This window comes from Erythrobacter fulvus (genome assembly GCF_028595285.1).
Classification (GTDB): domain Bacteria; phylum Pseudomonadota; class Alphaproteobacteria; order Sphingomonadales; family Sphingomonadaceae; genus Erythrobacter; species Erythrobacter fulvus.
In genome coordinates this window covers 74,623-99,393 of record NZ_JAQQXQ010000005.1, presented here as the reverse complement: position 1 = coordinate 99,393, position 24,771 = coordinate 74,623, and the positions used below count along the sequence as shown (strand labels likewise).

24 protein-coding genes and 1 other RNA gene are annotated in these 24,771 nt (G+C 65.2%); 13 read left to right on the top strand and 12 right to left on the bottom strand.

Going from position 1 to position 24,771, the window contains the following annotated elements; translation table 11 throughout:
- The first annotated feature begins 48 nt into the window (after window positions 1-48).
- Window positions 49-744: an HAD-IA family hydrolase gene (locus OIK40_RS07830; RefSeq protein ID WP_273677581.1), complete on the top strand. Its 696-nt coding sequence runs from the start codon at window positions 49-51 to the stop codon at window positions 742-744.
- A gap of 134 nt (window positions 745-878) precedes the next feature.
- Complete coding sequence (locus OIK40_RS07825; RefSeq protein WP_273677579.1) at window positions 879-1,808, top strand: SDR family NAD(P)-dependent oxidoreductase; 930 nt, start codon at window positions 879-881, stop codon at window positions 1,806-1,808.
- A gap of 65 nt (window positions 1,809-1,873) precedes the next feature.
- Here the strand turns inward: OIK40_RS07825 and OIK40_RS07820 are convergent, their stop codons facing one another.
- The 4 genes from OIK40_RS07820 to OIK40_RS07805 are packed head-to-tail and all read right to left on the bottom strand — an operon-like array spanning window position 1,874 to window position 5,004.
- Window positions 1,874-2,239, bottom strand: coding sequence for a DUF2794 domain-containing protein (locus tag OIK40_RS07820; protein WP_273677577.1), 366 nt, complete (start codon window positions 2,237-2,239; stop codon window positions 1,874-1,876).
- A gap of 13 nt (window positions 2,240-2,252) precedes the next feature.
- The gene (epsC, locus tag OIK40_RS07815) at window positions 2,253-2,984 is read right to left on the bottom strand and encodes a serine O-acetyltransferase EpsC (RefSeq protein WP_273677575.1); all 732 of its coding nucleotides are present in this window, start codon (window positions 2,982-2,984) and stop codon (window positions 2,253-2,255) included.
- 46 nt (window positions 2,985-3,030) lie between these two features.
- Window positions 3,031-3,690 (bottom strand): HdaA/DnaA family protein, encoded by a 660-nt coding sequence (locus OIK40_RS07810; protein WP_273677573.1) that lies wholly within the window; start codon window positions 3,688-3,690, stop codon window positions 3,031-3,033.
- Window positions 3,691-3,711: 21 nt separating this feature from the next.
- The gene (locus OIK40_RS07805; protein ID WP_273677571.1) at window positions 3,712-5,004 is read right to left on the bottom strand and encodes a heavy-metal-associated domain-containing protein; all 1,293 of its coding nucleotides are present in this window, start codon (window positions 5,002-5,004) and stop codon (window positions 3,712-3,714) included.
- A 70-nt stretch (window positions 5,005-5,074) separates the two neighbouring features.
- On the opposite strand from OIK40_RS07805, the gene purM reads away from it, so the two are divergent.
- The 3 genes from purM to OIK40_RS07790 are packed head-to-tail and all read left to right on the top strand — an operon-like array spanning window position 5,075 to window position 8,359.
- Window positions 5,075-6,196: a phosphoribosylformylglycinamidine cyclo-ligase gene (gene purM, locus OIK40_RS07800; RefSeq protein WP_273677569.1), complete on the top strand. Its 1,122-nt coding sequence runs from the start codon at window positions 5,075-5,077 to the stop codon at window positions 6,194-6,196.
- Window positions 6,189-7,154 (top strand): phosphoribosylglycinamide formyltransferase, encoded by a 966-nt coding sequence (gene purN, locus OIK40_RS07795; RefSeq protein WP_273677567.1) that lies wholly within the window; start codon window positions 6,189-6,191, stop codon window positions 7,152-7,154. The genes purM and purN overlap by 8 nt, the downstream gene beginning before the upstream one ends.
- Complete coding sequence (locus OIK40_RS07790) at window positions 7,079-8,359, top strand: sulfotransferase family protein (protein WP_273677566.1); 1,281 nt, start codon at window positions 7,079-7,081, stop codon at window positions 8,357-8,359. The genes purN and OIK40_RS07790 overlap by 76 nt, the downstream gene beginning before the upstream one ends.
- A 139-nt stretch (window positions 8,360-8,498) precedes the next feature.
- Here OIK40_RS07790 and ndk read toward each other — a convergent pair whose 3' ends face one another.
- The 5 genes from ndk to OIK40_RS07765 form a co-directional block, all read right to left on the bottom strand.
- Window positions 8,499-8,921, bottom strand: a complete 423-nt coding sequence (ndk, locus tag OIK40_RS07785) for a nucleoside-diphosphate kinase (protein WP_273677565.1) — start codon at window positions 8,919-8,921, stop codon at window positions 8,499-8,501.
- Window positions 8,922-9,069: 148 nt separating this feature from the next.
- A complete protein-coding gene (locus OIK40_RS07780) occupies window positions 9,070-9,582 on the bottom strand; it encodes a hypothetical protein (RefSeq protein ID WP_273677564.1) in 513 nt (170 codons plus the stop codon).
- A gap of 65 nt (window positions 9,583-9,647) precedes the next feature.
- Window positions 9,648-10,082 (bottom strand): DNA polymerase III subunit chi, encoded by a 435-nt coding sequence (locus OIK40_RS07775; protein WP_273677562.1) that lies wholly within the window; start codon window positions 10,080-10,082, stop codon window positions 9,648-9,650.
- Window positions 10,079-10,228 (bottom strand): DUF2256 domain-containing protein, encoded by a 150-nt coding sequence (locus tag OIK40_RS07770; protein ID WP_273677561.1) that lies wholly within the window; start codon window positions 10,226-10,228, stop codon window positions 10,079-10,081. The genes OIK40_RS07775 and OIK40_RS07770 overlap by 4 nt, the downstream gene beginning before the upstream one ends.
- Before the next feature lie 41 nt (window positions 10,229-10,269).
- On the bottom strand, window positions 10,270-11,730 hold the full coding sequence (locus OIK40_RS07765) for a leucyl aminopeptidase (protein WP_273677560.1): 1,461 nt from the start codon (window positions 11,728-11,730) through the stop codon (window positions 10,270-10,272).
- A gap of 145 nt (window positions 11,731-11,875) precedes the next feature.
- On the opposite strand from OIK40_RS07765, the gene OIK40_RS07760 reads away from it, so the two are divergent.
- The 4 genes from OIK40_RS07760 to rsmA all read left to right on the top strand — a co-directional run bounded on the left by OIK40_RS07760 (window position 11,876) and on the right by rsmA (window position 17,627).
- Window positions 11,876-14,152, top strand: a complete 2,277-nt coding sequence (locus tag OIK40_RS07760; protein ID WP_273677558.1) for an LPS-assembly protein LptD — start codon at window positions 11,876-11,878, stop codon at window positions 14,150-14,152.
- A 177-nt stretch (window positions 14,153-14,329) separates the two neighbouring features.
- Window positions 14,330-15,697 carry a peptidylprolyl isomerase gene (locus OIK40_RS07755; RefSeq protein WP_273677556.1) on the top strand — a complete coding sequence of 456 codons (1,368 nt, stop codon included), beginning with the start codon at window positions 14,330-14,332 and terminating at the stop codon, window positions 15,695-15,697.
- 17 nt (window positions 15,698-15,714) lie between these two features.
- Entirely contained in the window at window positions 15,715-16,719 is a 1,005-nt protein-coding gene (gene pdxA / locus OIK40_RS07750; protein WP_273677554.1) for a 4-hydroxythreonine-4-phosphate dehydrogenase PdxA, read from the top strand.
- 80 nt (window positions 16,720-16,799) lie between these two features.
- Window positions 16,800-17,627, top strand: coding sequence for a 16S rRNA (adenine(1518)-N(6)/adenine(1519)-N(6))-dimethyltransferase RsmA (gene rsmA, locus OIK40_RS07745; protein WP_273677552.1), 828 nt, complete (start codon window positions 16,800-16,802; stop codon window positions 17,625-17,627).
- Here rsmA and OIK40_RS07740 read toward each other — a convergent pair.
- A complete protein-coding gene (locus tag OIK40_RS07740) occupies window positions 17,624-19,720 on the bottom strand; it encodes a malate synthase G (RefSeq protein WP_273677550.1) in 2,097 nt (698 codons plus the stop codon). The two genes, rsmA and OIK40_RS07740, sit on opposite strands and share 4 nt — an antisense overlap.
- A 117-nt stretch (window positions 19,721-19,837) precedes the next feature.
- Between OIK40_RS07740 and OIK40_RS07735 the strand changes: the two genes are divergently transcribed.
- From OIK40_RS07735 to OIK40_RS07720, 4 genes are all read left to right on the top strand, one after another.
- Window positions 19,838-21,049: a hydrolase gene (locus OIK40_RS07735; protein WP_273677549.1), complete on the top strand. Its 1,212-nt coding sequence runs from the start codon at window positions 19,838-19,840 to the stop codon at window positions 21,047-21,049.
- Entirely contained in the window at window positions 21,046-22,062 is a 1,017-nt protein-coding gene (gene astA, locus OIK40_RS07730) for an arginine N-succinyltransferase (RefSeq protein ID WP_273677547.1), read from the top strand. The genes OIK40_RS07735 and astA overlap by 4 nt, the downstream gene beginning before the upstream one ends.
- The gene (locus OIK40_RS07725) at window positions 22,059-23,309 is read left to right on the top strand and encodes an N-succinylarginine dihydrolase (RefSeq protein WP_273677545.1); all 1,251 of its coding nucleotides are present in this window, start codon (window positions 22,059-22,061) and stop codon (window positions 23,307-23,309) included. Before astA ends, OIK40_RS07725 begins: the two co-directional genes overlap by 4 nt.
- Before the next feature lie 92 nt (window positions 23,310-23,401).
- On the top strand, window positions 23,402-23,656 hold the full coding sequence (locus tag OIK40_RS07720; RefSeq protein WP_273677544.1) for a hypothetical protein: 255 nt from the start codon (window positions 23,402-23,404) through the stop codon (window positions 23,654-23,656).
- Here the strand turns inward: OIK40_RS07720 and OIK40_RS07715 are convergent.
- Window positions 23,653-24,312, bottom strand: a complete 660-nt coding sequence (locus OIK40_RS07715; protein WP_273677543.1) for a hypothetical protein — start codon at window positions 24,310-24,312, stop codon at window positions 23,653-23,655. The genes OIK40_RS07720 and OIK40_RS07715 overlap by 4 nt on opposite strands.
- Window positions 24,313-24,409: 97 nt before the next feature.
- Window positions 24,410-24,752: a transfer-messenger RNA gene (gene ssrA / locus OIK40_RS07710) on the bottom strand.
- Between the last annotated feature and the right edge of the window lie 19 nt (window positions 24,753-24,771).

Here is a 24,771-nt window from a genome sequence, read left to right as displayed (position 1 = left end):
GCCAGCAAATGCTTGCGGAATGAAGAAGCATCCGCCACGCGCACGCGGATGAACAAAATTCCCTTCGACGCGATCGGCTTCGACCTCGACGGCACCCTGCTCGATACCTTCCGCGATCTGGGCGCGGCGGTGAATCACGCGCTGGTGCTGGGCGGCTTTGAAGAGGTTTCGGTTGAAACCAGCAAGGATCTGATCGGCGGCGGGGCCAAGATCATGCTCGCCCGCGCGGTTGAGGCGCAGGGCGGCCTGCCGCAGGACGAATTCAAGCGGCTCTACAAGGCGATGCTGGCATTTTACGAACAGAACAACGCGGTCCACACCGTGCCCTATCCCGGCGTGCGCGAAGCTTTGGATGAGCTCGCCGCGCAGGGTGTGCGGATGGCGGTGGTGACCAACAAGTTCGAAGCCTTCGCCCGCAATGTCCTCACCCATCTCGATCTGATCGGCGCGTTCGAAACCGTGATCGGCGGCGATTCCATGGGCAAGGGCGAAGACGGCCAGTTCCTCGCCAAGCCGCATCCCGCCCCGGTTCTGGCCGCGCGCACGGCGACCGGCGGCGGGCGCATGGCCTTCATCGGGGATTCGACCTATGATGTGCGCGCCGCCAAAGCCGCGGGCGTTCCGGTGATCGCGGCGGCCTATGGCTATTGCGACCGCCCCCCGCACGAGCTGGGCGCGGACGCGGTGATCGATTCGTTTGCGGGCCTGATTCCCGCCTTGCACGGCCTCGAACGCGCCACCTGACCCTACGGCATCGCACTCTGTCAGTTCGACTGTTGCATGGGGCGAGAGAAAGTGCCACGCAGCGCCCGCAATCGGGTTTACGCGGGCGTAAAGCATAGCCATGCCCGCCCCTTCGCAAGACAGGAGAGACACGCATGAGCATCGATTTCAAGGACAAGGTTGCCATCGTCACCGGCGCCGGCGGCGGTCTGGGCAAGGCCTACGCGCTGGAGCTCGCACGCCGCGGCGCCAAGGTTGTCGTCAATGATCTGGGCGGTTCGCGGGACGGCACCGGCACCTCGGACGCGGCCGCGCAGGTCGTCGCCGAGATCGAGGCGATGGGCGGCGAGGCGATCGCCAACGGCGCTTCGGTGACCGAATATGATCAGATGGAAAAGATGATCGCCGACGCCAAGCAGAAGTGGGGCGGCGTGCACGTTCTCATCAACAACGCCGGCGTTCTGCGCGACAAGACCTTCGCCAAGATGGAGCCCGCCGACTTCGAATTCGTCGTCAAGGTGCACCTCACCGGCTCGGCCTTCGCCACCAAGGCGGCGTGGGAAACCATGCGCGAGCAGGGCTATGGCCGCATCCTCATGACCGCATCCTCGACCGGTCTGTTCGGCAATTTCGGTCAGGCCAATTACGGCGCAGCCAAGCTGGGTCTTGCCGGTCTGACCAAGACGCTTGCGCTCGAAGGCGCGAAGTACAACGTGCGCGTCAACACGCTGTCACCGGTCGCGGGCACCCGCATGACCGAAGACCTCTTCCCCGAAGAAGCCTTCAAGCTGTTCGCACCCGAAAACGTGGTGCCGGCGGCGCTTTACCTCGTCAGTGAAGATGCGCCCACCAACGCCATCGTCGGCGCGGGTGCGGGCGGTTACCACTCGGCCTGGACGGTGATGAACGACGCCGTGTGGTTGCCGGAAGGCGAGCGCACTGTCGAAGGCTTCGCCGCCCGCTGGGAGGAAATCAGCGCCTTCACCAACCTCATCGCCCCGCAGTCGGGCAGCGAGCAGTCGGCCAACATCCTCAAGGCGATGCAGAAGGTCACCGGCACGGGTCCGAGCAGCGCACGCGGCTGATCCGGTTCGCATCAATCAGGCAAGGCCCGTCCCCGCAAGGGGGCGGGCCTTTGCTTTTGCGAAACCTAATCCACCGCCTTCAGCAGCCGCCGTTCCATCGGCGCGAGGACGTTGGCGAGGTCGTGCCCGCGCTTGAGCACCTGTCCGTGTTCGCCGAAAAGCGTCCACATCCCCTGCTTGGACCTGAGCGCCGGGCGCTTTTCCAGCCGCGCCTGCGGGCGTTCGGCGGCGCGGCGGAAGGCGGCGAAAGTGGCGGCGTTGCGATCGAAACTCATCGCGTAATCGCGCCACTCCCCGGCAGCGACCATGCGGCCGTAGAGATCGAGAATGCGCATGAGTTCGGGCCGTTCGAACCCGACCTGCTCTGCCGCGCGGCCCGGGAAGGCCACAACCTGTCCGGCCAGCCCCGGAACCTGCCCCGCGTTCTTCAAACCCTGTCCCCGGTCAATCTTCGGTCCCGCTCTTCAACGGCAGTTCTTCCTGCACCGGCGCGCCGCGTTCGGTAAGCAGCGCCTTCATTTCCGCAAGTTCGGCCTTCACGCCCGCCAGCTCGGCCTCGAGCTTTTCGACGCAGTCGCGGCGCGGCATGCCTTCATCGTCGCAAGGCGGATCGTCGCAGGGCGTGCCGTAGGGGATGAATTCTCGCAGCCATTGTTCAGCCGGCACCAGCGTCGAACGGGCCTTCAGCCCGATCATCGTCGCACCGGCGGGCACGTCATCGGTTACCACCGCATTGGCGCCCACCCGCGCCCGCTCTCCCACCACGATGGGTCCGATGATCTGCGCGCCCGAACCGATGATGACATTGTCCATCAGCGTCGGGTGGCGCTTGCCGCCCTTGCCGCTGGTGGGATTGGTGCCGCCCAGCGTCACGCACTGGTAGATCGTCACATTGTCGCCGATCTCCGCGGTCTCGCCGATGACGGTGAAGCCGTGGTCGATGAAGAAATTCTTCCCGATCGTTGCGCCCGGGTGAATGTCGATCGCGGTCAAAAGGCGCGACAGATGGTTCACGAAACGGGCGAGGAAATAGAGCTTCGCCTGGAACAGCCAGTGCGCGATGCGGTGAAAGCCAAGCGCCCAAACGCCCGGATAAAGCAGGATTTCCCAGCGCGAACGCGGCGCCGGGTCGCGCGCGCGGACCGAGTCCAGATAGCTGATCAGGCGCTCGAACATGGCCATATCATTCCCACCAAACGCCGCGCGATGCAACTCGTGCAGGCTAGAACAGGCGCTGCTGCTCCGGCCCGTGCAGGGCTTCGAGCGCGGCGCGCCATACCGACATGGTGGCGGGCGACTGACGTTCAAGACTGATGCGGTCGATTGTGGCCGCCAGCGACTCGATTGCGGCAAAGCTGCGGGTGGTGCGCGGGACGAGATATTCGGCCGCCCCATCGGGCAGGGTCAATCCGCGCTGCTCGGCATGGGCAAGGATCAACTCGCCCGCCATCGCATCATCGGGTGCGCCGATGGCAAGTTGCAGCGAACCGCCGATGCGCGAGGCAAGATCGGGCAAGGCGATTCTCCACCCGCCATGTTCAGGATCGGCATTGGCGACGATCAGCAGCGCCCCGCCTTCGCGCGAACCACCCTGCTGCACCGCGTTCCAGCGGTGGAACAGTTCGGTCTCGTCGACGCGCTCGGCATCGTCGATCACTTCGATCTGCCCGTCTGCGGGAAGGCTCTGGGCCCAGCGCGCCAGCAGGCTCTTGCCCGAACGTGGCGGGCCGGTCAGCACGGCAACGTGGAACGGCCAGCGCGCCGGGTCCTGCAACGCCTCGATCACCGCCGCATTGGCATTGCCGACGACGATACGCTGTGCTCCGGCGGCGTTGCGCGCCGTCAGCGGCAGCGCGATCTGCGAAGGGGAATGGCGGCTCATCGACGCGGCTCCCGGCCCCGGTCAGCGGCTGATGGCGAGCGCGTTCGATCCCCGCCGCACCGTCAGCCCGCGCGCCTCCAGCGCTGCTGCGAGTTCTTCCAGCGTGCCGGCAAAGCTCACACTCATTACCGACGTGCCGCCGATCGCAGTGCTGGTGACGCCAACGCCGCGCACCCCTGTCGTCCCACGCACCGCGCCGAGCGTCGCATCAAACGCACCTGCATCGGGGGTGGCGAACTGGACGACGATGCTGCGCACTGCCGCCTCGCTGGTCTCGGCTCCGGCAACCGGCTGCGCATTGGTCTGCGGCAGATTGCCTGCCGCCGCTGCCGCAGCATCCGCCGCAGCCCGTTCACGCACGGCCCGGCCAATCTCGATCAGGCGAGCGATCGCGGGATCGACCTCGCCCGAACCGCCGAGCCGCAAGGTCGGATCGGGCCGCAGCTTGCCGCTTTCGAGCGCGCCGGTGAAAATCGCGTCCATACGCTCGACTGCGCGGGCGAGCATGTCGGGCAGTTCGTCCGGCCCCGATGCCTCAAGCGTGAAGCTTTCAAGCAGGTGGCTATCCGGACCATAGCGCGCGGTGAAGGTGCCGTTCACCGGCCCGCCGGGGAACTGGTGATCGATCCGCGCGAAGGCCATCAGCGCGTCGCCCGCGCCGTATTGATCGAGCGTACTGCGCCACCACGCGCGGCTGTGGCGCCCGGTCTGGCCGAAATTGACCAGCAGCGAATCGCCCCCTGCCCCGCTCGGGCGCACGTAATTGATGCGGCTGCGGCCCGGATTGAATCCGGCCCAGGCGCGCTGCCAGGCATTGCGCTGTTCAAAGGCGGTGTAGGTGCCGCCGCTGACTTCGACCGGGATCAGCAACATCGGCGCCGAGCGAGTCGCCTGTTGCGCTCCGCCGAGATAGCCGCTGGCGCGCTGGCGATCGAACACCACGCCGAGCGTCGCGATATAGCGCTTGTGCCCCAACCGCTCGCGCTCGATCACGATGGCGGAAACCAGACCGTCGAGCTGGCTGTCGGAAATCTTGGGCCCCTTGATCTTGTCCCAGGCCTTGCGCTGCGCCTCACGCCAGCCCTTGGCGCGGGCTTCCTCGGCGCTGTCGGCGGTGACATCGACGCTGATTCCGCGCACCTCGATATCCGCGCTGGCCGCAGTCGGCGCGATGCCGCGATCGCCCGCGACCTGTGCCACCAGCGCATAGCCGCCCCCAAGCAACGCCAGCGCCAAGGCCACGCCGCCCAGCTGCCGCAGCAGCGGTCGGGATTGGGGCGCATCACGGCGGGGAAGGGACAGAGACAGGCTCATCGGGGAAAATCGCGCGCCTTTTGCCCAATGGCGAGTGGAATTCCAAGCGCGAAAGGCTAAAGCGGCGTGCATGACTACGGGGAAAAACCAAAGCGGCGCGCCAGAGGCGACCGGCTACACCTATGCCGATGCCGGCGTTTCGATTGCTGCGGGCAATGCCTTGGTGAAAGCCATCGCCCCGCTGGCGAAGGCCACGGCGCGTCCCGGCGCGACCAGCGAGCTGGGCGGGTTCGGCGGATTTTTCGACCCCAAGGCGGCAGGCTACACCGATCCGCTGCTGGTCGCGGCCAATGACGGCGTCGGCACCAAGCTTAAGCTGGCGATCGAGCATGACAGGCACGATAGCGTCGGCATCGATCTGGTCGCAATGTGCGTCAATGATCTAATCGTGCAGGGCGCGGAACCGCTGTTCTTCCTCGACTATTTCGCCACCGGCAAGCTGGAAAACGGCGTTGCCGAGCGGGTGATCGCGGGGATCGCGGAAGGCTGCAGACACGCCGGTTGCGCGCTGATCGGCGGCGAGACAGCGGAAATGCCGGGCATGTACGCGCCGGGCGATTATGACCTCGCCGGCTTCTGCGTCGGCGCGGTGGAACGCGGCGAGCAGCTGACGGGTGACAAGGTTGCCGCGGGCGACGTGCTGCTTGGCCTCGCCTCCTCGGGCGTGCACTCCAACGGCTATTCGCTGGTGCGCAGGCTTGCGGCGGACAAGGGCTGGAAGCTGAATCGCCCCGCCCTGTTCGATCAGGATCAATTGCTGATCGACGCGCTGATCGCGCCGACGCGCATCTACGTGGCCAGCCTGCTCCCGCTGATCCGCGAGGGATTTATCAACGCCCTCGCCCACATCACCGGCGGCGGCTTGCTCGAAAACATTCCGCGCATCCTGCCGCAAGGCGCCCACGCTCATGTCGATGCCGACCTGTGGCCCCAGCCGCGGCTGATGGCGTTCCTGCAGGCGCAGGGGCATATTGAGCCGGAGGAAATGGCCCGCACCTTCAACTGCGGGGTGGGTATGGTGCTGGCGGTTCATCCGGACAAGGCCGAAGTCGTCACCGCAAGGCTTGAAGCGGCGGGCGAGACTGTGTTCCCGGTCGGCCGGATCGAAGCGGGCGAAAAGGGCTGCACCGTGCGTGGCAGCCTGGAAACATGGTCGGCCAAGGCGGACTGGAGCGCGACGCATCTTGGCTGAAAAGGCCCGCATCGCCATTCTGATCTCAGGCATAGGCACCAACATGGCCGCGCTGCTCTATGCCAGCCGCATGGCAGAAGCGCCTTACGAGGTAGTGCTGGTCGCCAGCAATGATCCGCAGGCACCCGGTCTCGCGCTCGCCGAACTCGAAGGCATCCCCACCTTCGCGCTGTCGCACAAGGGCATGACCCGCGAGGAGCACGATGCTGCGATGGAGACGGCGGTGCAGACCGCAGGCGCGGAAACAATTGTGCTCGCGGGTTATATGCGCATCCTGTCGGACGGGTTCGTGGAACGCTGGGCGGGCCGGATGCTCAACATCCACCCCTCGCTGCTGCCCAAATACAAGGGGCTGGACACTTTCGCCCGCGCGATCGAGGCCGGGGACAGCCACGCGGGCGCGAGCGTGCATCTGGTCACGCCCGAACTCGATGCAGGCGAAGTGCTGGCGCAGGCCCGCGTGGCCATCGCACCCGATGATACGCCCGCAACCCTTGCCGAGCGGGTCCGCTTTGCCGAACACCAGCTTTATCCGCGCGCGGTGGCCGAATATGTCGGGCGCTGGCGCAATCCCGAATGGCTGCTCCAGCAGGTGCGCGCCCGCGCCCTCGCGCTTGACGAGACCGAGGAACGCGAGAGCCACGGTAGCCCGGGTTTCCGCGTCGGCGGGGAGAAATCGGGCAAATTCTTCGCCTATTTCACCGATCAGCACCACGGCACGCCGCACATCGCTCTGCTCGTCCGCACCGGCTCGATGGACGAGCTCTTGGGCCTCGTCGAACATCAGCCGGAGATCTATTTCAAACCTGCCTATTACGGCGCGAGCGGCTGGATCGGGATCATTCTCAACCGTCCGGGCGTCGATTGGGACGAGGTCTCTGCATGGCTCCGGCGCAGCTGGCGCAGCGTTGCGCCGAAGCGGCTGACACGGCTGATGGACGCAGCGGACGCATTCTGATGCCCCCTGTGCGTGACAATCCGCTGGCGCGCGGCAAGCTGGCCCAGCAGGCGAGCGATTTTCTGGGAAAGGCGTGGGACAAAGGCTGGCTACCGCCGCCGGAACTCGATTCGGATGCCTTGTGGGCGTTCGCCGCCAAATCGCATGGAGCACGTGCCAAAGACGCGGAGCACGGCGGGCGCAGCGCCGAGGATGTCGCCGATTTCCGTGAACGGCTTTCGCGGATAATCGCAGCCGTGAACACCGAAGCCGATCTCAACCCGCTCGGAAAAGTGATGGCCTGGGGCCAGTTATCGCGTGTGGTGAAGAACCGTCTCGCCTTTGGCGCGCTGTGGCAGGACCGGCCCGAACTGCTCGAAACGCCCTTCGCCCCGCCGATGATCGTCATCGGCCATATGCGCAGCGGCACCACCCGCATCCACAAGCTGCTCGCCGCCGACCCGGCGCATTCGCACACGCGCTATTGCGACGCTTATCACCCCGTACCTTCACGCTGGGGCATGAACCGCATTGCCAGCGCGGTTGAACTCGCGATGCTCGGGCTGCTCAACCCGTGGATGCAGTCGATCCACCCCATGGCCCCGACCGAGGTCGAGGAGGAGCTGGCGTGGATCTCGGCGGCGCTGCACCATTCGATCTACGAATCGCAGTGGCACATCCCGGCCTACTCAGCGTGGAGCGAGGCACGCGATGCCGCGCCGATCTATCGCGAATTCAAGCGCATCCTACAGACCGACGCGGCCCATCGCAGGCTGGCGGACAAGCCTCGCGTGCTGAAGGTGCCTGCCTTTGCCGAGGATCTGGCCACGATCCTCTCGCTCTTCCCCGACGCGCGGCTGGTGCTGGCGCACCGCGATCACGCGGCAGTGCTCAAAAGTGCGGTCAGTCTCGCGGCGAACCAAATGGCGGTGCAATCGGATAGCTGCGATCTGGCGCGTATCGAAGCGCGCTGGCGGCACAAGATTGCCTTGCGCGAGGAACGCGTCGCGGTTGCGCTGAAAGGCTGGCAGGGGCCTGTAGCGCGCGCTTCCTTCGATGATCTCAACACCGACTGGGAAAGCGCGATCGCCCGCGTCTATGCCGAACTTGGCCTTGCCCTCACCCCGCAGGCGCTCGGCGCGATGAAGCGCATGATGGCGGCGAGCGAGGGCGGGCATCACCATGCGCACCGCGAACAGCTGGCGCGGTTTGCGGGAGTTGATTGAACCCACCCGTTCGTGTCGAGCGCAGTCGAGACACCCCGCACTGGCCTCTCGACTACGCTCGAGGCGAACGGATGTTGGCGCAAAGCAAAAGGGCCGCCCCTCGCGGGACGGCCCTTTGCAATTCCATCGGGCTGAAGGATCAACCGACGATTTCTTCCGGCTTGAAGAAGAAGGCGATTTCGATCGCCGCGTTTTCTTCGCTGTCCGACCCGTGGACGGTGTTCTCGCCGATCGACAGGGCCAGTTCCTTGCGGATCGTGCCCGGCGCGGCGTCGGCGGGGTTGGTCGCGCCCATCACTTCGCGGTTACGGGCGACGGCGTCTTCGCCTTCGAGCACCTGCACCACCACCGGCTCGCTCATCATGAATTCGACGAGTTCACCGAAGAAAGGACGCTCCTTGTGCACCGCGTAGAAGCCTTCGGCCTGCTCGCGGGTCATATGGATGCGCTTGGAAGCGACGACGCGCAGGCCGGCTTCTTCCAGCATCTTGGTGACCGCGCCGGTCAGGTTGCGGCGGGTGGCATCGGGCTTGATGATCGAAAAGGTGCGGGTGACCGCCATGATAGTGCTCCTGTGAACGTCTTTTTAGGGGGATATTGGCCGCGCCCCGTAGATGCTGCGCTGCAAAATGGCAAGCACCGCGATGAAGCGGCATCATGCCGCCACGCGCGCGCTTACCCCTCCCCCGGAAAAGCCGGTGCAGGCCTGCTCAGCCGCCCTTCTTGCTACCGATGATCAGCTGGCCGGTGGTGGCATCGCCCTGATGGGTGTTGGCGGTGACCGAGAGAGTCGAACCGTCCTTCTTGCGCTCACCGCCGATCATCAGGCTGCCATTCATGTTGGCATCGATCTGGATGGCGAACCCGGCCTCCTCGGCCTCCTTGCGGAAATGGGCGATAACCTTGTCTGCGGCATCGCCGGTCTCGAACATCACCATCGTCCCCGTCCCGTCGGGCTGGTTGACGACCGTATTGGTGATGACCTTTGCCCCGGGATAGAGGCTGAAACCGTCGGGCAGATCCACCGGGACGTCTGCGCCCGAACGCAAGGTGGCGGTGCCGTCCTCGCCTTCGAGGGTCATCGAGGTTTCGCCGGTATTCTTATCGATGGTGTATTCGGCAGTCTCGCCGTCCTCGGTGGTGAATTCGCCCGAAGTTTCCGAACCGCACGCCGCCAGCGCGAGCGCCACGCCGCTTGCGATGATCAAAGCCGTCTTGCGCATCTGTGCCTTCCCCGCTCCCGTTTGCCGGCTGCAACATCCCTCATCGGAACGCGCGCGGCAAGCCCTCATCCCTTCTTCACCCAGCGCCCGTCCTGCTGCTCGAAATAGGCGCGGGTCACGTCCGATCGACCGTCCTGCGCGCGCCATGCGGCACGAGCAGCCGGGGCCGCATCCGGCGTGAACAACAGGAATACCCGGGCAAACCCTTCGGTCTCGCGGAATTGTCCGTCCGCAATGATGAGGTGGCTTGCGCCGTTGGCCGGATCGCAATCGGCCGAAAGCAGGATGGGCTGGCGTTCGGCCCCGGCCGCTTCGGCCTCGCCATTGGCAAGAAAGCTCTCCGGTCCAGCCTGCCACAATTCCCGCGCGATCACGGCGCGCTTTGCGGGATCGGCAGCGACCACGAGCAGACGTTCGCCCTCACCCTGAACCCGCCGGGCGATTAGCGCTACTACCTTTTCTACCGGATCGCGCGAGACCTGCCAGAAATCCAGCTTCATGATGCGGGTTTAGACCTCCGGCAACGATCGGAACAATACTTCACATTGTCCCAGTCGCGCTCCCACTTCTTGCGCCATGTGAAAGGCAGCCCGCAGGCGAGGCAGGTCTTGGTAGGCAGGTCGCTTTTCTTGCGCATTTTCGGCATGCCCGGCCTACCGCTTCGCTACTTGAGGCCGGAAATGCGGATCAACCTTCCACCACATCCCGCACGAACCGGTCGAGCAGGCGCACGCCGTAACCCGTGGCGCCCTTGTCCCAGCTGTGGCCGGGCTTGGACGCCCAGACCATGCCGGCGATATCGAGGTGCGCCCAGGGCGTGCCGTTCTTCACAAACCGCTGGAGGAATTGCGCGGCGGTGATCGATCCGGCTTCGCGCGGGCCGACATTCTTGATGTCGGCGACGGGCGAATCGATCAGCTTGTCGTAATTGCTGCCCAGCGGCATCCGCCACAGCTTGTCACCGGTGGTCTTGCCTGCCGCATCGAGCTGCGCGGCGAGGGTATCGTCATTGGCGAACATCCCGCCATATTCGTTGCCGAGGCTGATGATCATCGCGCCGGTCAGCGTGGCGAGATCGACGATCCGCGCCGGTTCGTACTGTTCCTGCGCCCAGTGCAGCGCGTCGCACAGCACCAGCCGGCCTTCGGCATCGGTATTGAGCACCTCGACCGTCTGGCCGCTCATGGTGGTGACGATGTCGCCGGGACGCTGCGCCTTGCCGTCGGGCATGTTCTCCACGAGGCCCATCACGCCGATCACATTGGCCTTGGCCTTGCGGCTGGCCAGTGCCAGCATCGCGCCGGCCACAGCACCTGCGCCGCCCATGTCCCACTTCATGTCTTCCATGCCCGGCGGCGGCTTCAGCGAGATGCCGCCGGTGTCGAAAGTGACGCCCTTGCCGACGAACACGGTCGGCTTGTCATCCGCCGCGCCGCCGTTCCAGCGGATTGCGAGCAGCTTCGATTCGCGTTCCGAACCGCGCCCGACACCGAGCAACGCGCCCATGCCGAGCTTTTCCATCTCTTCCTCGCCCAGCACCGTGATGCCAACGCCCGTGCCCGCAAAGGCTTCCTCGCACGCGGCAACGAAGCTGGCGGGGTAGATGACATTGGCCGGTTCGGTAACCAGCGTGCGGGTGAATTCGACCCCCTTGGCGATCGCCGCCTCGCGCTCCCACGCGGCCTCGGTGCCTTCGGGCGCGCCGGTGACGTGAACCGTCGTCAGGGTCGGCTTCTTGTCGGCAGCCAGACGCGTGCGATACTTGTCATGCCGCCAGCCGCGCAGCCGCAGGCCGAGCAGCACCGCCGCCGCATCATCGGCCGAAAGGCCCGCGTCCGACAGATCGAGCACCATCGCGGTTTCGCCCGAAACCAGATATTTGGCGGTCAGCGCCGCGCCTGCGCGCTCGCAATTGAGCGGACGCTCGCCTGCGCCCGGCTCGCCCGCCCCGGCCAGCGCAATCCGCTTCACCGCGCCCTCGACGCTGGCGAAACCTTCGAACACCTGCCCCACCCGGCCCGAAAAGCGTGCAGCAGCAGCGCCTTCGACCAGCGCATTATCAAGTCCGGCAAGCGCCGCGCCCTGATTTACCACGCGGGCATGCAGGCGGATATCGGCGGGCGGCGTGGCGGTGAAATGGATCTGCATGGGTTCTCCGCAAGGTGAGGCGAAATAGACGCCGGCGTACATAATGCCCCGGCTGGAACGGCACGGCCCGCACTCGCCGACAAGGGTGTGCGCGGCACCGCAAACGCGATTGCGATTAGGCGCGAGCGGTGCAATAGGCAAGGCCATGTCGGGAGGCTTGAAGAACGGATCGCGCGGCCCTGCGCGCCCAGCCATGCGCTTCCCGGCGCAAGGGCTCTCGTCGCGTCTGGTTCTCGCTTTTGCGCTTTTCGCCGCGCCTAGCGTTCTGGCCGCGCAGGAACCGCCGCCCCCGGCAGAGGAGGCCGAACCGGCCAGCAGCCCGGTGATCGATTTCGAGGCGGAACAGCTCGGCTACGATAACGAGACCGACGTCGTCACCGCGCGCGGCAATGTGATCCTGCGCTCGGACGACCGTTCGGTGCGTGCCGATCAGGTAACGTGGGACCGCGGCGCGGGCACCATTATCGCCACCGGCAATATCCGGCTGGTCGACGAGGCCGGAAACCAGCTGTTTACCGACCAGGTCGAATTGAGTGAAACCTTCGAGGCGGGCGCCATGTCCGAACTGCTGATCGCCCTGCGTGCCGGCGGGCGGCTGGCGGCACGTTCGGCCGAACGGGGCGAAGACGGCATCGCGCTACTGACCGACGCAGCCTACACGGCCTGCGCCGTCACCGATGCCGAAGGCTGCGCCAAGAACCCGAGCTGGCGGATCACCGCCGACCGCGTGACCTACGACCAGAAGGCCGCCCGGGTGCGCTTCAAGGGGGCGATGCTGGAATTGTTCGGCGCGCGCATCCTGCCGCTGCCGGGTCTTGCGCTGCGCACTGACGGCAATGCCGAATCCGGTTTTCTCGTTCCCGATTTTCGCGTCAGCCAGGTCAACGGGCTGGAAATCAGCGGCGAGTATTACTGGCGTCTGGCGGATAATCGCGATCTGACGCTGGGGGCCTACGTCTTTTCCAATGTCGCACCCATGGCGAGCGCGAAGTGGCGTCACCTGACGGACAAGGGCGCCTATCAGGTCACCGGCTATCTTACCGCGAGCGACCGGCTCACCGATTTCACCGGCGGGCAGAGTTTCCAGAACCGGCCGCGCGGCTATATCGAGAGCAACGGGCGCTTCCAGTTCTCGCCCGAATGGAGCCTAACGGGTTCGATCCGGCTGGCGAGCGACCGCACCTTCCTGCGCCGATACGATCTAAGCCGCGATGACCGCCTGCGTTCGACCATCAATCTCGAACGGATCACCGACAAATCCTATTTCTCGCTGGCTGGCTGGGCGACCCAGACGCTGCGGATCAATGCCGAACAGGGGCAGATCCCGCTCGCTCTGCCCGCGCTCGATTACCGCCAGATCGTCGATGATCCGGTACTGGGCGGCGAGATCGAGTTTCAGGTGAACAGCCTCGCTCTGCTGCGCAATGACGGGCAGGACACGCAGCGCGCCTTTGCCGGAGCGAAATGGGACCTGCGGCGGCTGACGGGCCTGGGTCAGGTCGTGACGCTGACCGCGCTGGTGCGTGGCGACATCTACAATACCGACAACATCCTCGCCACGGCCACGCCGAGCTATCGCGGCACCGAAGGCTGGACCGGCCGCGGCGTCGCCACTGCGGCGCTCGATATCGAATGGCCCTTTGTCGGCGAAGCCTTCGGCGGCACGCAGGTGTTGAAACCGCGGGTGCAGATCGTCGCCAGCCCGCAGCTGCGCAATCTTGCCGTACCCAACGAGGATGCACGCGCCTTCGACCTTGAGGATTCGAACCTGTTCGCCCTCAACCGCTTCCCCGGTTATGATCGCGTGGAAGACGGCACGCGCGTTACCTGGGGCGTGGACTGGGAATTGCAGCGCCCCGGCTGGCGGGTCTCGACGACCATCGGCCAGTCCTATCGCTTCGACGATCCTTCCGAACAGATCTTCCCGGTCGGCACAGGCCTGTCGGAAAAGGTATCGGATTTCGTCGGACGAACCCAGATCCGCTATCGCGATTTTATCAGCTTCACCCACCGCTTCCGGCTCGACAAGGACAACCTGGCGGTGCGCCGCAACGAGATCGACGCGACCATCGGTTCGCGCCGCAACTATGTCGAAGTCGGCTATCTGCGGCTCAATCGCGACATCCAGACGGTGGAAGACCTGCGCGACCGCGAGGAACTGCGCGCCGCCGCTCGTATAGCGATCCGGCGTAACTGGTCGGTGTTCGGCTCGGGCGTGTTCAACCTTACCGATGCCGAAGAAGATCCGGTGTTCCAGCCTGACGGATTCGAACCGATCCGGACCCGCCTCGGGGTCGCCTATTCGGACGACTGCATCGAATTCGGCGCAACCTGGCGGCGCGATTTCATCGACGCGGGCGATGCAAGGCGCGGCAATACGTTTCAGCTGTTCTTCGCCTTGCGCAATCTCGGCTTCCGGTAAGGCAGCCACGAATTGGCAGGACCAACAAATCGGGGTAAGGGCCTGTCGCGGCAGCGAGCAGGCGTGGCGCGAGACGGACGGGACTCAGCTTCCATTCAGCCACGAAACAGCAGTTGCGGCACAGATGCGTGTGGGGTCGCGCGAGAATTTACCAAAGGCGGGATTGAACGAGTGAGAATGAAGCTGTTTGCAAACAAGGCCGGAATGACATCGCGGAGCGCCATCGCGCTGGCCGCGCTGGGCGCGCTGGCGATGGTGCCGGCGGCCGCTCCGGCGCAGACCGTCGCGGTACCGACCGCCGAAAATCCCTTTGGCCTGCCCGAGGATGTGACCATCTTCGGCAAGACCGATCCTGACAGCCGCACCGCCACCGCCGTGGTCAACGGCTTTGTCATTACCGGCACCGACATCGACCAGCGCGTGGCGCTTGTCACGGCGGCATCCGAAGCGCCGATCGCGGAGGAGGAGCTGCTGCGCCTGCGTGTGCAGGTGCTGCGCAACCTGATCGACGAAACGCTCAAGATCCAGGCCGCCGAAGCGCAGGAAATGAAGGTCACGCGCGAAGAAGTCGAACAGACCTACCAGCAGCTCGCCGCCCAGAACTTCGGCGCCCAGCCGGAGAAGATGGACGAATATCTGTTGTCGATCGGCTCCTCTCCCGCCGCGCTCAAGCGCCAGATCGAAGGCGAGATGGCGTGGGAAAATGTGCTGCGTCGCAACGTCATCCCCTTCGTCAACGTCTCCGCGGAAGAGGTCAATGACGTGCTCAAGCGCCTGAACGAGGCCAAGGGCACAGACGAATACCGGCTCGGCGAAATCTATCTGTCGGCCACCAGCGAAAACCGCGAGGCGGTGCTGCGTAACGTCAACGCGATTATCGAACAGCTCCAGCAGGGCGGCAGCTTCGTCGCCTATGCCCGCCAGTTCTCCGAAGCGACCACCGCAGTCGTGGGCGGTGATCTTGGCTGGGTGCGGCTTGGCCAGCTTCCGCCGCAGCTTGCCAGCGTCGCCCGCACGATGCAGCCCGGCCAGCTCAACGGCCCGATCGAGATTCCGGGCGGTTTTTCGATCATCTACCTGATTAACAAGCGCCAGGTGCTGATGGCCGACCCGAACGAGGCGCTGCTGAACCTGAAGCAGATCTCGATTGCCTTCCCCGAAGGCGTTTCCGAGGCCGAGGCCGAAGCCAGGGTCGGCCAGTTCGGCAGCTTCATCGAGGGGCTGCGCGGCTGCGCCGACGTCGAAGCCGGGGCTTCGGCCATCGGCGCACAGGTGGTGTCCAACGACCAGATCAAGGCCGCCAACCTGCCCGAACAGCTGCGCAACATCGTGCTCAACCTGCAAATCGGGCAAACCACACCGCTGTTCGGCGGGGTGCAGGAAGGCGTGCGCGTGCTGATGCTGTGCGGGCGCGACGATCCGCCCGATGCGGGTGCGCCCACCTTCCAGTCGGTGATGAACTCGATTGAGGAAGAGCGCATCAACAAGCGCGCCCAGCGTTACCTGCGCGACCTGCGCAACGACGCCTATATCGAATATAACTGAGCGCGCGGTCGGGTTCGTTGACCGCGCCCCTCGCGATCTCACTCGGCGATCCGGCGGGTATTGGCCCGGAAGTGATCCTCGGCGCATGGACGCGGCTGCGGACTGCGGGCAAGGCACCACCGGCCTTCGTGGTTGGCGGGCCGCAGCTGCTGCGCGGGGCTGCCGAACAGCTCGGAATCGATTGCCCGATCGTGCCGATTGCCGACCCTGCCGAGGCGCCATTCGCAAGCGCCGTGGGCCTTCCCGTTCTGGCCCTGCTGGACGGGCCGTGGCACCCAGCCCGCCCCTCAGAGGATGGCGCGCGGTTGGCACTGGCCTCGCTGCAATGGGGCGTGAAGTGCGCGCTGGCGGGAGCAGCAGGCGGGCTGGTCACTGCGCCTGTCTCCAAGGGCGCGCTGGCGGCGATCGGCTGGGACTATCCTGGCCAGACCGAATTCCTCGCCGATGCTTGCGGGCGCCCCTATCGCGATGCGGTGATGATGCTGGCCGGGCCTTCGTTGCGCACCGTGCCGCTGACGGTTCATGTCGCGCTGGCCGAAGTGCCGGGGCTGCTTTCCCCCGATCTGATCGTCCACAAGGCACGGATTGTTGCGGCAGGGCTGATGCGCGATTTCGGCGTTACTTCCCCGCGCCTCGCGATTGCCGCGCTCAATCCGCATGGCGGCGAAGGCGGGCAATTCGGTGACGAGGAAGCGCGCATCATCGCCCCAGCTATCGCCGCGTTGCAGGCAGAGGGGATAGGCGCATTCGGCCCCGTCCCCGGCGATGCACTGTTCATGCCCCGCGCGCGAACGACCTATGACGCAGCGCTTTGCATGTATCACGATCAGGCGCTGATCCCGATCAAGGCGCTGGAGGTGGACGAAGGCGTGAATGTCACGCTCGGATTGCCGATCATCCGCACCTCGCCCGATCACGGGACGGCGTTCGATATTGCCGGCAAGGGGCTGGCCGATCCCGGTGCCATGGCCGCGGCAATCGTGATGGCAGCGGATATGGCGGCGACGCGGTCAGCGGCTTGACCCCGTTCGTGTCGAGCGAAGTCGAGACACCTGCGCGCAGCCTCTCGACTTCGCTCGCGGCGAACGAATAAGGAAACCCGGTGAACCCTCCCAGCCTTCCCCCGATCCGCGACGTCATCCAGCGCCACGGCCTGTCCGCGTCCAAGGCGCTGGGACAGAACTTCTTGCTCGACGAGCAACTGCTCGCCCGCATCGCGGCGGTGCCGGGCGACCTTGCGGGCCAAAGGGTGCTGGAGGTTGGCCCCGGCCCCGGCGGGCTGACGCGGGCGCTGCTGCGGGCCGGTGCGCGGGTTACCGCCATCGAGATGGATCGCCGCTGCCTGCCCGCACTCGCCGAACTGGGCGATGCTTTTCCCGGTCAGCTGACAGTGATCGAGGGCGACGCACTGAAGCTCGATCACGGGGCATTGATGGACGGAGAGCCGTTCCACGTGCTGTCAAACCTGCCCTACAATGTCGGCACCGCACTGTTCGTGAAGTGGCTCGGCGGAGAGAACTGGCCGCCGCAGTGGAACTCGCTCACGCTGATGTTCCAGCGCGAAGTCGCCGACCGGATCGTTGCTGCCGCCGGAGACGACGCCTATGGCCGCCTCGCCGTGCTCGCCCAATGGCGCGCCGAGGCAAGGTTGGCGATGAAAGTCCACCGCAGCGCCTTCACCCCGCCCCCCAAGGTGATGAGCGCGATTGTCCACGTGACCCCTTCGGCGATGCCCGAAGGCGTCTCGGCACGGATGCTCGAACGCCTCACCGAAGCCGCCTTCGGCCAGCGCCGAAAGATGCTGCGCCAGAGCCTGAAGGGCGTACCGGGCGCGCTGGAGGCTTTGGCAGCGCTGGGAATCGACGAAACCCGCCGCGCCGAAACCGTCAGCGTGGCGGAGTTCGTCAGCCTCGCACGGGCGCTGTCCTAGCCTGCTTTCTTCACCTGCCGCCAGTGATGCAGCAGTGGCTCGGTGTAGCCGCTGGGCTGCTCGACGCCTTTGAAGATCAGATCCTTCGCGGCGCTGAAAGCGGGGCCATTCTCGTTACCGGTGAGCGGAGTGTAGAGCGGATCGCCCGCATTCTGGGCATCGACCTTGGCGGCCATGCGCGCGAGACTATCCATCACCTGCGCTTCGGTAATCACCCCGTGCAGCAGCCAGTTGGCGATATGCTGCGAGGAAATGCGCAGCGTCGCGCGGTCTTCCATCAGGCCCACATCATTGATGTCGGGCACCTTGGAACAGCCCACGCCCTGATCGACCCAGCGCACCACATAGCCGAGCAGGCCCTGGCAGTTATTGTCGAGCTCCTCGCGGACCTCCTCCTCCGACCAGTTCGCGCCGTCTGCCAGCGGGATCGCAAGCAGCGCGTCGAGACCCATCGGCTCGGGCAGGTGCTTCTGCACATCGAACACGTCGATCTGGTGGTAATGCAGCGCGTGCAGCGTTGCGGCGGTGGGCGACGGTACCCAGGCGGTGTTCGCGCCCGCCTTCAGGTGGCCGATCTTCTCGACCATCATCTGCCCCATCAGATCGGGCGCGGCCCACATGCCCTTGCCGATCTGCGCCTTGCCCGAGAGGCCGTGCTTGAGGCCGATGGCGACATTGCGCGCTTCGTAGGCCTTTAGCCAGTCGCTGCCCTTCATCGCGCCCTTCCTGAGCATGGGCCCTGCACGCATCGAGGTGTGGATTTCGTCTCCCGTCCGGTCGAGGAAGCCGGTGTTGATGAAGACGATCCGGTCCTTCACAGCATGGATGCAAGCGGCAAGGTTGGCGGATGTGCGGCGTTCCTCGTCCATCACCCCGACCTTGATGGTGTGGCGTGGGAGCTGAAGTAAATCCTCAACCGCGTCGAACAAGTCATTGGTGAAGGCGCATTCTTCCGGCCCGTGCATCTTGGGCTTCACGATGTAGATCGAGCCCTTGCGGGAATTGCCGAACTTGCCCTTGCCCTCGACATCAAGCGTGGAGATCCCGCTGGTGAACACCGCGTCCATGATGCCTTCGGGAATCTCGCTGCCGTCGGGCAGGCGGATCGCAGGGTTGGTCATCAGGTGGCCGACATTGCGCACGAACATCAGGCTGCGGCCCGGGAGCATATGCTGCGAACCGTCGGGCGCCGTATAACTCTTGTCGCCCGCCAGCGTGCGGGTGAGCGTCTTGCCGCCCTTCTCGAAACTCTCCGACAAATCACCGCGGATAATGCCGAGCCAGTTGGTGTAGGCGAGCAGCTTGTCCTCGGCATCCACCGCCGCGACCGAATCCTCGCAATCGGCGATGGTGGTGAGCGCAGCCTCGACGATGATGTCGGCGATCCCGGCCTTGTCGCCCGCGCCCACAGGTGTGTTCGAATCGAACACAACTTCGATATGCAAGCCATTGTTACAAAACAGCAGGCTCTTGTCGGTTTTGCCGACATACTGGCTTTCGTCCTGAAGCTTGCCGTCGTGCTCATTCTCAAGATCGGCCCAGCTCTGGTCCACAAGAGGCAGCGCCTCATCGAGGAACTGCCGCCCGCGCGCGATCACCGCCGCGCCGCGCGCCTCGTCATAGCCACCGGGCCGTGCCGGAGCCGCATCGAGCGCGTCGGTACCGTAGAAGGCATCGTAGAGGCTCCCCCAGCGCGCGTTGGCGGCGTTGAGCAGGAAACGCGCATTGAGGATCGGCACCACCAGCTGCGGGCCGGCCATGGTCGCGATCTCGGGATCGACATTCTGCGTGCCGATGGTGAAGTCGCCCGGCTCGGGGACGAGATAGCCGATCTGCGTCAGGAACGCCTTGTAACCTTCTGCATCGTGAGGCTTTCCGGCGCGTTCCATGTGCCAGGCGTCGATCTGCGCCTGAAGGCTCTCGCGCTTGGCCAGCAGCGCAGCGTTGCGCGGGGCAAAGTCGGCAAGCAGCGCGGCGAAACCCTTCCAGAAAGCGCCAGTATCCCGGCCAAGCGGGCCAAGCACTTCGCTTTCAAGGAAGCTCGCCAGCCGGGAATCGACAGCAAGGCCTGCGCGGGTGGTCATGTCGGTCATTCGTGTCCTCGTCGGTTGTTAGGCCCGGGGAGGAGAGGACAGCGCGCCTATGGCGCAGCGCAGACACGATTGCAACGGGTTGGACAGCCGCGCGCGGGCGGCTAGAGGTGGCAGGCCATGACCGCGCAGATCGATCTTTCCGCCTTTGATGCCCCCGCCATGCTCGCGCAGGTGCAGGCATGGAGCGCGATCAACACCGGCACCGCCAATCTCGCTGGACTGGCCGAGCAGGCTACCGCGCTGGCGGAGGCTTTCGCTGCGCTTCCCGGCACGGTCGAACTGGTCGATCCCGCCGCGGTTACCGCGATTGCCGCCGATGGCACCGCCTTTGACAAGCCGCACGGGCAGCATCTGCTGGTGCGGGTACGCCCGCAAGCGAATCGCCGTATCCTGCTGACGGGACACATGGATACCGTGTTCCCAGCCGACCATGCGTTCCAGCACCAGCGCTGGCTGGACGAGGAGACGCTGAACGGCCCCGGTGTGGCCGACATGAAGGGCGGCATCGCGGTGATGCTGCATGCGCTGACCGCCTTTGAACAGACCGCCAGCGCGTCTAGCCTCGGCTATGACGTGCTGATCAATTCGGACGAGGAAACCGGCTCGCTTGCCAGCGCCGCACTGATTGCCGAGCTGGCCGCGGGCAAGCTTGCCGCGCTGACTTACGAACCGGCCGCCCTGCCCGACGGCACGCTGGCGCATGAGCGCGGGGGGACAGGGAATTATTCGATCACCTTTACAGGCAAATCGGCCCACGCCGGCCGCAACCCGCACGAGGGGCGCAACGCGATCGTCGCGGCGGCCGATCTGATCCTGCAGCTGAAGGCGCTGGAAAGCGACGATCTCACCGTCAATCCCGCCAAGCTCGAAGGTGGGGCGGCCAATAATGTTGTCCCCGATCACGCCGTGCTGCGCTTCAATATCCGTCCGAAATCGACAGCAGCGATGGAAGGCTTCGATCATTCTCTCAAGGCTTTGCTGGCCACTATTGAGTCTGAACACGAGGTTTCCACTCACCGCCACGGGGGCGTCACCCGCCCGCCGAAGAAAGTCGATGCCCGCGCGCAGAAGCTGTTCGATCTGGTGCGCCAATGTGGTGCGGAGCTGGGGCAGGACATCCGTTGGCAATCGACCGGCGGGGTGTGCGACGGCAACAACATCGCCGCCTGCGGTGTGCCGGTGGTCGATACCATGGGCGTGCGCGGCGGCGCGATCCATTCGCCGAACGAATTTCTGATCGTCCCCAGCCTTGCCGAACGTGCGGCGCTTTCCGCCCGCGTGATCGCGCGCCTTGCCGAAGGCGCGCTTGCCGAAGGAACAACTGCATGAGCTTCCGCCTGCGCGCCGCGCGCGCCTCCGATCTCGAAGCGCTTTATGAAATGGCCAAGCTGACCGGCGGGGGCTTCACCAACCTGCCCCCCGATCGTGCCGCGTTGAAAGCCAAGCTGGAACGCGCCGAGGCGGCTTTTGCCCGCGACGACGAAGCGATCGCTGACGAACAATTCGTGCTGGTGCTGGAAAACGCCCGCACCGGCGCGGTGCGCGGCACCTGCCAGCTGATGACGCAGGTCGGCCAGCGCTGGCCGTTCTATTCCTACCGTCTCAACACCCTGACTCAGTATTCGCAGGAGCTAGACCGCACGGTGCGCGCCGAATTGCTCAGCCTCGTCACCGATCTGGAAGGATCGAGCGAGGTCGGCGGGCTGTTCCTGCACCCCAACGAGCGTGCCGGAGGCCTCGGCCTACTGCTCGCACGCTCGCGCTACCTGTTCGTGGCAATGCACCGTCCGCGTTTCGCCGATCGCATTCTGGCAGAACTGCGCGGGATCATCGATGAGCGCGGCGGTTCGCCCTTCTGGGAAGGCGTTGCGGGCCGCTTTTTCGGGATGAGCTTTCAGGACGCGGATTATTTCAACGCGATCAACGGGAACCAGTTCATCGCCGACCTGATGCCCAAGCACCCGGTCTATGTCGCGATGCTGGACGATGATGCGCGGAGCGTGATTGGTGTCCCCCACCCGACGGGCCGCGCGGCGATGCGGATGCTGGAGAACGAGGGCTTCCGCCACGATGGCTATGTCGACATCTTCGACGGCGGGCCGACTATGGTCGCGCATACCGACCTCGTCACCAGCGTGAAGAACAGCGCACAGGCGACCGTCACCGGCGTCACCGTCAAGGAAGGCGAACGCGCGATCTTGGCCACAGGACGGCTCGGCACGTTCCGCGCCTGTTTCGGCGCGCGGGTGCTGGACGCGGATGGAGGCATCGCGATCGATTCGGCCAGCGCCGACCTGCTTGACGTGTGCGAAGGCGACAAGGTGTGGAGCGTGGCGCGATGAGCCTTACGGAAATCAATTTCGACGGGATCGTCGGCCCTTCGCACAATTACGCCGGTCTCAGCCTCGGCAATATCGCCAGCGCCAGCCATGCGGGCGATCCGTCCTATCCGCGCGCGGCAGCGCTTCAGGGCGTGGCGAAAATGCGCGGCAACCTTGCGCGGCTCGGCGTGCAAGGTTTCCTGCTGCCACTCCCCCGCCCCAACAGCGCGCTGCAAGCGGCACTGGCGCTCGACGGGAGCGAGCCGCCGCAGCTTCACGCCGCGCCATGGTCGGCCTCGTCGATGTGGACCGCCAATGCCGCGACCGTCAGCCCAGCGCCCGACACCGCCGACGGGCGCTGCCACCTGACGCCGGCGAACCTTGTCACCATGCTCCACCGCGCGCAGGAATGGCCGGATACGAAGCGCCAGCTGGAAATCGCTTTCGGCGATACGCGGCACTTTGCCATCCACGACGCGGTGCCGCCGAGCTTCGGCGACGAGGGCGCGGCCAACCACATGCGGCTGTGCGAGAGCCACGAGCAGCAAGGGGTCGAGGTGTTCGTCTATGGCCGCACCGGCGGGCGCTTCCCCGCGCGCCAGCACGAACAAGCGAGCCGCCTGGTCGCCCGCGCCCACGGCCTCGCTCCAGCGCGCACGTTGTTCATCGAACAGAACCCCGAAGCGATCGCTGCGGGCGCGTTCCACAATGACGTGGTGGCGGTGGCCAACGGACGGGTGCTGTTTACCCACGACATGGCCTTTGCCGATCAGCAGGGCGCCTATGACGCGATCCGGGCTGCTTTCCCCGCGCTTGAGGTCGTGGAGGTGCCCTCCTCCGCCGTCAGTCTTGCAGAGGCAATCCGCACCTATCTGTTCAACGCCCAGCTGCTCACCCTGCCCTCGGGCGAGATGGCGCTGATCGTGCCCGAGGAATGCCGCGAAAGCGCCGCCGTCTGGAGCTGGGTGGAAGGCATGCTCGCGGGCAATGGCCCGATCCGCCAGGTGATCCCCGTCGATGTGCGCCAATCCATGGCGAACGGCGGCGGCCCGGCCTGTTTGCGCCTTCGGGTGGTGTGCGATCCGGCCACGGTCGATCCGCGCTTCTTGCTCGGCGAGGCCAAGGCCGATCTGATCGAAAAGACTATCGCAGCATACTGGCCCGAACAGATCGACCCGTCCGATCTTGGCACAGACAGCCTTGCGGCCAGCGTGATTGCCGCACGCCTCGCCTTGCTGGACGTGCTCGATCTGGCACAGCTTGGTTAACGCATTTGCCGACTCGGCGCCGATGGGGTTAGGGTTACGACATTGTTAAGACGGTACCGGGTCTCGGTGCCGAGTCTGCCCCGGGAGAGCCCATGCTGCGCAAGATCGGTCGGCTGTTCGTGATCAAGACGCGGTTTGAAGCGTTCCTGATCATTTACGCCCTCGCCCTGGGGTCAACGGCGCGCGGTTCGGCCTATCTCCAACAGTTTCCGGGCTTCGGCGGCCAGTTGCTGTTCCTCGCCACCACCGGCGCGGTGTTTCTGGCGGGCGCCAAGATGCTCGACTGCATCCGGCTGGAAAAAGAAGTGGCGGAATTGCGCGCCCGCACGGGCGAGAGCGAAGGCTAACCGCCGAGGCCGGCAAGAGGCCCTTCGAAAATCGGCTCGCCGTCATCATCATAACGCGGCAGCAATACCAGATCATCTGCATTGGCCAGCATCAGCGTAAGCTGCTTGTGTCGACGGTCGCGCCGCGCGCCCGCAAACAGCACCTCCAGCCGCGGCGTGCCGCGCACCACGATGCGGCGATTGCGGAACATCGCCTTGATCGCGGCGAGCGAGGGCTTCACGAATTTCCGGTCACGATCGCCATCGACGACGATGCCCGCTCCGCCCTCGCGCCCTGCTCTGCCGGAGGGCGACAGATCTGTTTCCTGCGGCAGGTTGAGCAGATCGAACAGCGTCTGCGCATCCATTTCGATCAGAATGTTGTTGCGGTCCGAGATCGGGCTCTGGTCGAGATGCGGCATCCCGAAATCGAGCTCGGTCATGTCATAGAGGTTGGGGGTCATCTGCATCAGCAGATATTTGTCCCCGCGCACCGCAACATCGCCGATGTCGATGACCGCCGCCATTTCCGGCGTCTCACCCGGGGGCAGCTTGCGCGCAGTGCGCAGCAATTGTTTCGGCTGGAGGCAGCCGACCTCGCAGATGGCGCGCATCCTTTCGAGATAGGCTTCACGGGTTTCGGAGGAGGCGGCGGCAGGTTGCGGCTGGGCCAACATGCCGATCAGTGCGCTGGCGAACAAAAATGGCCTGGGTTGCAATGCGGCCTCCTGCAATCAGGTGGGGGATTCTGTTGCTAGGCTCCCCCGGGCCCCCGGTTTCCGATTCTGTTACCCGGTTCGGTCCGAACCGTGCTCTTAGCTTTGTAAATTCAGGCCGTTAAGCCGTCACATTACGCAGCGAGAGCAAGTGCTTCGTTGTCGTTGGCACTTATTGGTTTTGAGCCTTTAACGGGTTACTCAGCCCGGACGAAAACACTGCTTTTCAACACACGTCGATCCTAGTTCGGCCCCATCAGGAACAGCGCAAAGCGCAGCTTCTGGTGGAGCCGCCGGGTACTGCCCCCGGGTCCGTTGCGCCTATGACACAGCGCAGTTTATCGCCATAGTCGGTTGCCCGACATGGCTGATATAGCGCGGCATTCCTGAATGTGAAGTGTATCCCCCTCCCGCAGGCAG

Bases quoted from the DNA above. Each gene is read 5' to 3' on its own strand.
- OIK40_RS07830 (WP_273677581.1), top strand. From the start codon at position 49: ATGAACAAAATTCCCTTCGACGCGATCGGCTTCGACCTCGACGGCACC.
- OIK40_RS07825 (WP_273677579.1), top strand. From the start codon at position 879: ATGAGCATCGATTTCAAGGACAAGGTTGCCATCGTCACCGGCGCCGGC.
- epsC (WP_273677575.1), bottom strand. From the start codon at position 2,984: ATGTTCGAGCGCCTGATCAGCTATCTGGACTCGGTCCGCGCGCGCGAC.
- OIK40_RS07810 (WP_273677573.1), bottom strand. From the start codon at position 3,690: ATGAGCCGCCATTCCCCTTCGCAGATCGCGCTGCCGCTGACGGCGCGC.
- OIK40_RS07805 (WP_273677571.1), bottom strand. From the start codon at position 5,004: ATGAGCCTGTCTCTGTCCCTTCCCCGCCGTGATGCGCCCCAATCCCGA.
- purM (WP_273677569.1), top strand. From the start codon at position 5,075: ATGACTACGGGGAAAAACCAAAGCGGCGCGCCAGAGGCGACCGGCTAC.
- OIK40_RS07790 (WP_273677566.1), top strand. From the start codon at position 7,079: ATGGCTCCGGCGCAGCTGGCGCAGCGTTGCGCCGAAGCGGCTGACACG.
- ndk (WP_273677565.1), bottom strand. From the start codon at position 8,921: ATGGCGGTCACCCGCACCTTTTCGATCATCAAGCCCGATGCCACCCGC.
- OIK40_RS07780 (WP_273677564.1), bottom strand. From the start codon at position 9,582: ATGCGCAAGACGGCTTTGATCATCGCAAGCGGCGTGGCGCTCGCGCTG.
- OIK40_RS07775 (WP_273677562.1), bottom strand. From the start codon at position 10,082: ATGAAGCTGGATTTCTGGCAGGTCTCGCGCGATCCGGTAGAAAAGGTA.
- OIK40_RS07770 (WP_273677561.1), bottom strand. From the start codon at position 10,228: ATGCCGAAAATGCGCAAGAAAAGCGACCTGCCTACCAAGACCTGCCTC.
- OIK40_RS07765 (WP_273677560.1), bottom strand. From the start codon at position 11,730: ATGCAGATCCATTTCACCGCCACGCCGCCCGCCGATATCCGCCTGCAT.
- OIK40_RS07760 (WP_273677558.1), top strand. From the start codon at position 11,876: ATGTCGGGAGGCTTGAAGAACGGATCGCGCGGCCCTGCGCGCCCAGCC.
- OIK40_RS07755 (WP_273677556.1), top strand. From the start codon at position 14,330: ATGAAGCTGTTTGCAAACAAGGCCGGAATGACATCGCGGAGCGCCATC.
- OIK40_RS07740 (WP_273677550.1), bottom strand. From the start codon at position 19,720: ATGACCGACATGACCACCCGCGCAGGCCTTGCTGTCGATTCCCGGCTG.
- OIK40_RS07735 (WP_273677549.1), top strand. From the start codon at position 19,838: ATGACCGCGCAGATCGATCTTTCCGCCTTTGATGCCCCCGCCATGCTC.
- astA (WP_273677547.1), top strand. From the start codon at position 21,046: ATGAGCTTCCGCCTGCGCGCCGCGCGCGCCTCCGATCTCGAAGCGCTT.
- OIK40_RS07725 (WP_273677545.1), top strand. From the start codon at position 22,059: ATGAGCCTTACGGAAATCAATTTCGACGGGATCGTCGGCCCTTCGCAC.
- OIK40_RS07720 (WP_273677544.1), top strand. From the start codon at position 23,402: ATGCTGCGCAAGATCGGTCGGCTGTTCGTGATCAAGACGCGGTTTGAA.
- OIK40_RS07715 (WP_273677543.1), bottom strand. From the start codon at position 24,312: ATGTTGGCCCAGCCGCAACCTGCCGCCGCCTCCTCCGAAACCCGTGAA.